4 protein-coding genes and 1 pseudogene are annotated in these 7606 nt (G+C 51.5%); 3 read left to right on the top strand and 2 right to left on the bottom strand.

Annotated elements, in window-relative coordinates; genetic code table 11:
• A pseudogene (locus ACEW8P_RS02335) lies at positions 1-285 on the bottom strand (phytanoyl-CoA dioxygenase); the annotation flags it as partial.
• Positions 286-474: 189 nt separating this feature from the next.
• On the opposite strand from ACEW8P_RS02335, the gene ACEW8P_RS02330 reads away from it, so the two are divergent.
• On the top strand, positions 475-1923 hold the full coding sequence (locus tag ACEW8P_RS02330) for a sulfatase (RefSeq protein ID WP_373511502.1): 1449 nt from the start codon (positions 475-477) through the stop codon (positions 1921-1923).
• A 17-nt stretch (positions 1924-1940) separates the two neighbouring features.
• Here the strand turns inward: ACEW8P_RS02330 and ACEW8P_RS02325 are convergent, their stop codons facing one another.
• Complete coding sequence (locus ACEW8P_RS02325) at positions 1941-2459, bottom strand: hypothetical protein (protein ID WP_373511501.1); 519 nt, start codon at positions 2457-2459, stop codon at positions 1941-1943.
• Positions 2460-2766: 307 nt separating this feature from the next.
• On the opposite strand from ACEW8P_RS02325, the gene mfd reads away from it, so the two are divergent.
• Positions 2767-6108, top strand: coding sequence for a transcription-repair coupling factor (mfd, locus tag ACEW8P_RS02320; RefSeq protein WP_373511500.1), 3342 nt, complete (start codon positions 2767-2769; stop codon positions 6106-6108).
• A 99-nt stretch (positions 6109-6207) separates the two neighbouring features.
• Positions 6208-7476 carry a gliding motility lipoprotein GldJ gene (gene gldJ / locus ACEW8P_RS02315; protein ID WP_373511503.1) on the top strand — a complete coding sequence of 423 codons (1269 nt, stop codon included), beginning with the start codon at positions 6208-6210 and terminating at the stop codon, positions 7474-7476.
• Positions 7477-7606 lie beyond the last annotated feature (130 nt).

Genomic DNA, 7606 nt, shown 5'->3' with positions numbered 1-7606 from the left:
TTTGTACTTTTCGGGATGCTCGATCAGTTCCTCCACGTCGTTCCAGTAGGCGTCGATCAGTTCCTGGGGAATAACCTTCTCCAAGATCACGTAGCCGTGTTTCTGCCAGAAGCGCAGTTTTTCTTCCAGGTCGAAGGTCAGCGGGAAGCTAGGCTTAAAGTTCTTGACGAAAGCGGCGATGTCGGCATCGCTGTGGTCGATCCACGGCATAGTCGTGGGGTCGAACTCGGTACTCGGGCGCATCTGCTCTTTGACGGTGAGCGCTTTCTTTTTTAATTCTGACAAGAGTCCCATAAGTCAATTGAGGGTTGAATGCTGAGGATAGAACAGGGTTGGAATGATAGTTAATAGCAATAATATGAATAGTTTTTAAAACTTTTTGCCTTACTTATCCAACGGTATTTCACTTAATACGTGCAGTAGCTAAACCCCTACTATTCAAGGCTAAAAAAATAATCCCCTAAACCCAAATTGATGAAACATCTAACTGATCAAAAAATAGTCTCCAATGCCTTGGCTGCGATTGTCTTGATTTTGGTGACCATCACCCTGGTTGCTACAAATCACGCAGTGGCCCAAAAAGCACAACAGCCCAACTTCATCGTCATCTTCACCGACGACCAGGGCTACGGCGATGTGGGCTGCTTTGGCCACCCGACCATCAAGACACCCAACCTGGATCGCATGGCCCACGAGGGGCAAAAATGGACGAGTTTTTACGTGGCGGCCAATGTTTGTACGCCTTCCCGCGCCGCGCTGATGACGGGGCGGCTACCTATTCGCAGCGGCATGTTCAGCGACAAGCGGCGGGTACTTTTCCCCGATTCGGATGATGGCTTGCCACAGAGTGAAATCACGATTGCGCGGCATTTGAAGAAAAAAGGCTACCGCACGGCGGCCATCGGTAAGTGGCATTTGGGCCACCTGCCCGCCTACCTGCCCACTAGTCACGGCTTTGACAGCTATCTCGGTATTCCGTACAGCAACGATATGGACAAGGTCAATGACGTGGATCGAAAAGTTGCCTTTGGTGAGTCTAAGATCGAGTACTTCCAGGTGCCGCTTCTGCGCGACACGACGGAGATTCAGCGCCCCGCCGACCAGAACACGATCGTGAAACGCTACACAGAAGAAGCGATCAAAATTATCCAAAAGAACAAAAAGGAGCCGAACGCGGCCCGACCCTTTTTCCTGTACATGGCGCACTCGCTACCCCACGTACCACTGTTTGCGTCCAAAGATTTCCTGGGAACCAGCAAGCGGGGGCTATACGGCGATGTGATCGAGGAAATCGACTGGAGCGTCGGGCAGATTCTGAGTACTTTGAAAAAAGAAGGATTAGATAAAAACACCTACGTGGTCTTCACTTCCGACAATGGCCCGTGGGCGATATTCAACGAGCAGGGTGGTTCGTCGGGGCTACTCTTCGGCAATAAGGGAACCAGCTACGAGGGCGGCGTTCGGGTACCCACGATTTTCTGGGGGCCGGGCCGCGTGAAGCCGGGCGTGGTTTCCGACATGGGTAGCACGCTGGATTTGCTTCCGACCTTTGGCAAACTAGCCGGAATCCCCCTGCCCACCGACCGCATCTATGACGGCTACGATCTTTCAGAAGTACTGCACAAGGGTGCTGCCAGTCCGCGCGACGAGATGTACTATTACCACGGTAGCCACCTTTTTGCCGCCCGAAAGGGAGCTTACAAATTGCTTTACTACCAAAATAACCCACTGGGCTATCCCGAAAAGTTGGAGAAACTGGACAAGCACCAGCTATTCAATCTCCTGCACGATCCGTCGGAGAAGTATGATTTGGCGGACGAGCATCCCGAAGTAATCCGCGAAATAGAGGCGATGGTTGCGAAACACCGGGAGAAGGCGACACCTGCTGCCACGCATTTGGAGGCGCGGATCGGGCAGAAGTAGAGGTAGTTTCAGTCCGACTACCGATTCAGGAAATATTCCCGAAAAAGCACCATTTCTTCTCGCTCAGTTTCTAGATACTTGTCGAATATCCTCTTGCCAACTTGTTCTCGAAGCGCGGAAATGCCCACGTCGATCAGCCGTAACCCTTTGTCTGTCAAAAGAATATTGTCAAAAGCTAGGCCGCCGATGCCCGATGGGCGGCGAATGTCCCGGTGAACGAATCCTGCCTGATGTAGCTCATGGAGTTCATCTTCAAATACATCCAACCACAATTCCCTGATTCTCACCTCGTGCGAACGGAAATCCAGCGGCCTTAGCCGTTCCATTACCAGCATTTCTGCGCCCATTTTCTCGTCAAAATCCAGCCGAATGAAGCGCACGACGAGTCCGTTCACAGCGTTGGCGGACTTCATTTTCTCAGCCTCTGAACCGATGTCCGACCGCGTATCGTCCACGAATAGTTTAGCCACTTCCGTTTCTGAAAGAGCAATCACTAAGTTGTTTGCTCCAGACGATAGTCGGTTGGGGTATTTCATTTAGGTTAGATTTTTAGGATTCAAGCCGACAATCTTAGAAAAAATTCCTGAAAAAGGGGGTTTTGGGAATTTTTAAAAACAAATTCGGAAAAAGCGTTGTTAGCCCTACCGCCGACGAAGGTTTCTGCCTTCGACGGCTTTTTGTGTTTGATGAAGCACCAAAGTTCTTGAGTACCAAAGTACCAAAATGAAGGATACTTGAAGCCAGATCAAGTACCTTGTACGCTGAACTTTCAACAAATAAAAAAAAAGGCGGGTGTGCGCCACGGGGCGCCCCGCCGTCAACGAATCAACAAATAAACATCTTTTGACTCCCCAAGACCTCCTCACCTTATACAGCGCTGACAGCTACGTGCAGCTCCTCGCCAGTCAAATCAATACTTCCGTAGATACCCGCGTGCAGATAAAGGGTTTGGTCGGTAGTCTGGACGCCGTGATGGCCGCCACGCTGAATCGGCAAATGCCCCGGTTGTCCCTTTACGTGTTGAGCGACCGCGACGAAGCAGCTTATTTTCAGAACGATCTGCAAAGTTTGCTCGGCGGGGAAGATATCTTGTTTTATCCCACTTCCTACAAGCGGCCCTACCAATACGAGGAAACCGATAACGCCAGCGTGCTGATGCGGGCTGAGATTTTGAACAAGCTCAGCGTCACTAAAGTACCCCCGCTGCAAATCGTCACCTATCCCGAGGCACTTTTTGAGAAAGTAATCAACAAGCGGTCGCTGCTGGCTAATACTTTTTCGGTGAAGGTAGGTGAGAAGCTCGATCCGGCTTTCATCACTGAGTTTCTGCACGACTACGGCTTCGAGATGACCGACTTCGTGTTCGAGGCCGGACAGTTTTCGTTGCGCGGTGGCATTGTGGACGTCTATTCTTACGCCAGCGAGTACCCGTTCCGCATCGAGTTGTTCGGCGACGAAGTCGAGAGCCTGCGCTCGTTCGATCCCGAAACGCAGCTATCGGTCGAGACGGTGCGGCAGATCAACATCGTTCCCAATATCCAGGAAAAGCTGGAACATGAGAGTCGCGAATCGTTCCTCAGTTTCCTGCCCGAGGCGGCCTTGCTGTGGTTCAAGGACGTGGAACTGACGCTGGAAATAATCGAAAAATCTCTGGCGCAAGCTGAGGTAGCTTTGGCTGAGGTTACAGGCGGCGGCGTGCAGGTAGTTTCCGACCCCGAAACGCTCTACGAAACCAGGCGTGGGTTTCTGAACAAAATAAAAGGGTTCAAAACGGTGGAGTTTGGCCGACGGTTTTATTTCAAAAATGAAAACAAAATCCAGTATTCTTCCAAGCCTCAACCTTCTTTCAACAAAGACTTTCCAAGGTTGATCGAAGACCTGAACGCTAACCAGGAGCAGGGCTTCGTCAACGTCATCGCCGCCGAGCAGCCTAAGCAGCTCGACCGCCTGGAACGCGTCTTCGCCGACCTCAATCCTTACGTGAAGTTCCGGCCGCTGAACATTGCCCTGCGCGAGGGCTTCATTGACGAGCAGCTTAAACTGGCCTGCTACACTGACCACCAGATCTTCTCGCGCTACCACAAGTACAAGCTGAAAGTCAAGTTCAATAAAGCGAAAGCCATTACGCTCAAAGAACTCAAAACGCTACAACCCGGCGATTTCGTGACGCACGTGGACTACGGAATCGGGCGCTTTGCGGGTATGGAAAAGCGCGAGGTCAACGGTCAGGATCAGGAAGCAGTACGGCTGGTGTATCGCGACAATGATTTGCTGTACGTAAGCGTCCAGAACCTGCATAAGATTGCCAAGTACACGGGTAGGGAAGGCACGCCACCGCAAATGAACAAGCTTGGTTCGGGCGAGTGGGATGCCAAGAAGAGTCGCGTCAAGAAGCAGTTAAAGGACATTGCCAAGGAGTTGATAGCTCTTTACGCCAAGCGGCGCGAGGCACCGGGCTTCACCTTTGGCCCCGATAATTTCATGCAGGCCGAACTGGAATCATCCTTTATTTACGAAGACACGCCCGACCAAGCCAAAGCCACTAACGACGTTAAGGACGACATGGAGAAGTCGCACCCGATGGATCGGCTGGTCTGCGGTGATGTGGGTTTTGGCAAAACCGAGGTCGCCATTCGCGCCGCTTTCAAGGCTGTGTCTGACAGCAAGCAGGTCGCTGTGCTGGTACCGACGACGATTCTGGCGATGCAGCACTACAAGACCTTCGTCGAGCGGCTGGCCGATTTCCCCGCCCGCGTAGGCTACATCAACCGTTTCAAAAGTGCCAAGGAAATCAAGGAAACGCTGAAAGAAGCCGCCGAAGGAAAACTCGACATTCTGATAGGTACCCACCGGATTTTGAACAAAGATGTAAAATTCAAAGACCTGGGATTGCTGATTGTGGATGAGGAGCAAAAATTTGGCGTGAAAGCCAAAGACCGCCTTAAAGAAATGCGCGTCAATGTGGACGTTCTCACGCTCACGGCCACGCCCATCCCGCGTACGCTGCACTTCTCGCTTATGGGCGCGCGCGATCTATCGGTCATTGCCACACCGCCGCCCAATCGACAGCCCGTCACTACGGAAGTACATTCGTTCAGCGAGGAGTTTATTCGAGACGCCATCAGCTTCGAGTTGCAGCGTGGCGGACAGGTGTTTTTCGTTCACAACCGCGTTAGCGATATCGAGTCCATCGGCAATATTATCTTGCGGCTGGTACCCGAGGCCCGCATCGGTGTGGCCCACGGCCAAATGGAGGGCAACCGCCTGGAGCGCGTTATGCTGCGCTTCATCGAAGGCGACTACGATGTACTGGTTTCGACCAACATCATTGAGTCGGGCATCGACATTCCCAATGCCAACACCATCATTATTAACTCGGCGCACATGTTCGGGCTGTCGGACCTTCATCAGATGCGGGGTAGGGTAGGGCGTTCCAACCGAAAGGCATTTTGTTACCTGCTCACGCCTGCCATTTCGACCCTCACCAGCGAGTCGCGCAAGCGCTTGCAAACTTTGGAGGAATTCTCGGAGCTTGGCGATGGCTTTAAAGTTGCCATGCGCGACCTCGACATTAGAGGGGCGGGTAACCTGCTGGGGGCCGAGCAAAGCGGGTTTGTGAATGACTTGGGCTACGACCTTTATCACAAAATGCTGGATGAAGCCGTTACAGAGTTGAAGGAGAACGAATTCAAAGACTTGTTTTCCACTGGCCTGGGCGTTCCGACGGACATCCTGCCTGACTGCCAGATAGAAACTGACATGGCGACTTTGATTCCTGAACCATACGTGAAGAATATTTCGGAACGGTTGTCGTTATACACCCGTCTGGACAACCTGAAAGGGGCCGACGAGCTAATAGCTTTCGAGACGGAACTCGACGATCGCTTCGGCCCGCTGCCAACAGAAGTTCAGAATCTTTTGTGTACCGTTCGGCTACGTTTGGAAGCCGAAAAGCTGCATTTTGAAAAATTGACTTTGAAAAACAATACCCTGAAAGGATACTTCGTTTCTTCCGGGAATGACAAATTCTTTCAGTCGCCGAAGTTTGGCAAAGTAATTGAGTATATCCAGCATAACCCGAAAACAACGGCCTTAAAGGATACTAAAGGCAAGTTAATTCTTCAACTTAGTGAAGTCGAATCACTTGACAAAGCTCTCAAAATACTGGAAGAATTGAATAAATAGGGGTTATCCGTTTACCTTTGCCGTCCCGATAGAGTTTGTATTATTTCCCAAGTCAAAAATCTAATAACTAATATCTTGTCAATCAAATCAATGAATTACATGCGAAACGTGGGTATGAAGTCACTAGCCTTGGTTCTGATGGTGCTGGTCGTAGCGAGTTCGTGTAAGAAGAAAGACCCAACGAGCCTCAAGCCCGGCAAAACCAGCGCTAAAACCGGACTCGATTACAACGGTGAGGACGGAGAAGGTTTTGTGGTAAAGCAGTACAAAGCTCTACCCGCCGGTCCTGACCTGGTCTTCATCGAAGGTGGTCGTTTTACGATGGGTTCTTTGGAAGAGGACGTTATGGGAACCCGTGACAACCTTGAGCGCACGGTCAGTATCCAATCCTTTTATATGGACGAGACCGAGGTGGCCAACGTTCACTACCTGGAATACCTTAACTTTATCCAGCGCGACTCCTCCGAGGAATTTTATCGCCGCTCTCTGCCCGATACTACGGTTTGGTACAATGAATTATCTTTCAATGATTCTTATGTGACCATGTATCTGCGCCATCCTGGATTTCGCCTCTATCCGGTAGTAGGTGTTTCGTGGGGGCAGGCCAACGATTATTGCACATGGCGTTCCAACGCGGTGAATCAGTCGATGTTTGCCAAAGGAACGGCAGGCGGTGCTACTAAGAAGAAGAAACTACTATCGTTTGGCAAAAAGAAAGATGCGGGCCAAGCCGAAGTGGCTTCCGCCGCCGCACCTTCTTCGCTGTCGGTTGAAAGCGGCTACGTGCTACCTCCCTACCGTCTGCCAACGGAAGCGGAATGGGAATATGCTGCCAAAGGAATGATCGGTACCCAGTACGCCGACGAAAACCAGTCCAATTCCCGCATTTATCCGTGGGATGGCTCCACACTTCGCCAGCCAACGGGCCGGAAGCAGGGAACGATGCTAGCCAACTTTAAGCGGGGCAGAGGCGACCATGCCGGTATTGCCGGACGCGCTAACGACGGGGCCATCATGACCCAGGAACTACGCGGCTATCCCGCTAATGATTACGGCTTGTTCGATATGGCGGGGAATGTGAACGAATGGGTACAGGATGTGTATCGCCCACTTTCCTACCAAGACTTCAACGATCTGAACCCCTTCCGTCGGAGTGGATATCAGGATGAGGCTAAGGATTACGACACCAAGAATAACAATTCGCTTATCAGCGACGAAGTGCGAGTGTATAAAGGAGGTTCATGGTCCGACGTAGCCTACTGGATGTCACCTGGTACGCGCCGCTTCATGGAACAGGATTCCTCTTCTGCTACGGTAGGTTTCCGCTGCGCCATGATCGCCACCGGAAGTACGGGCTTGGCGAGATAGAAAGCTCTTCAATGAGAGTGACGATAGCTGCGTGTCCGCTTATTGCTGGGCCGCAGCTATCGTCATTATATAGACTGTATCGCAGCCCGCGCGAAGCAATACATTCAAACAGGATTCCAGCGTCGCTCCG

Source organism: Persicitalea sp., assembly GCF_041751555.1.
GTDB lineage: Bacteria > Bacteroidota > Bacteroidia > Cytophagales > Spirosomataceae > Persicitalea.
This window is presented reverse-complemented; position numbering and strand designations above follow the sequence as displayed.

Coding starts and splice junctions, on each gene's coding strand:
- ACEW8P_RS02325 (WP_373511501.1), bottom strand. CDS start 2,459: ATGAAATACCCCAACCGACTATCGTCTGGAGCAAACAACTTAGTGATT.
- gldJ (WP_373511503.1), top strand. CDS start 6,208: ATGCGAAACGTGGGTATGAAGTCACTAGCCTTGGTTCTGATGGTGCTG.
- ACEW8P_RS02330 (WP_373511502.1), top strand. CDS start 475: ATGAAACATCTAACTGATCAAAAAATAGTCTCCAATGCCTTGGCTGCG.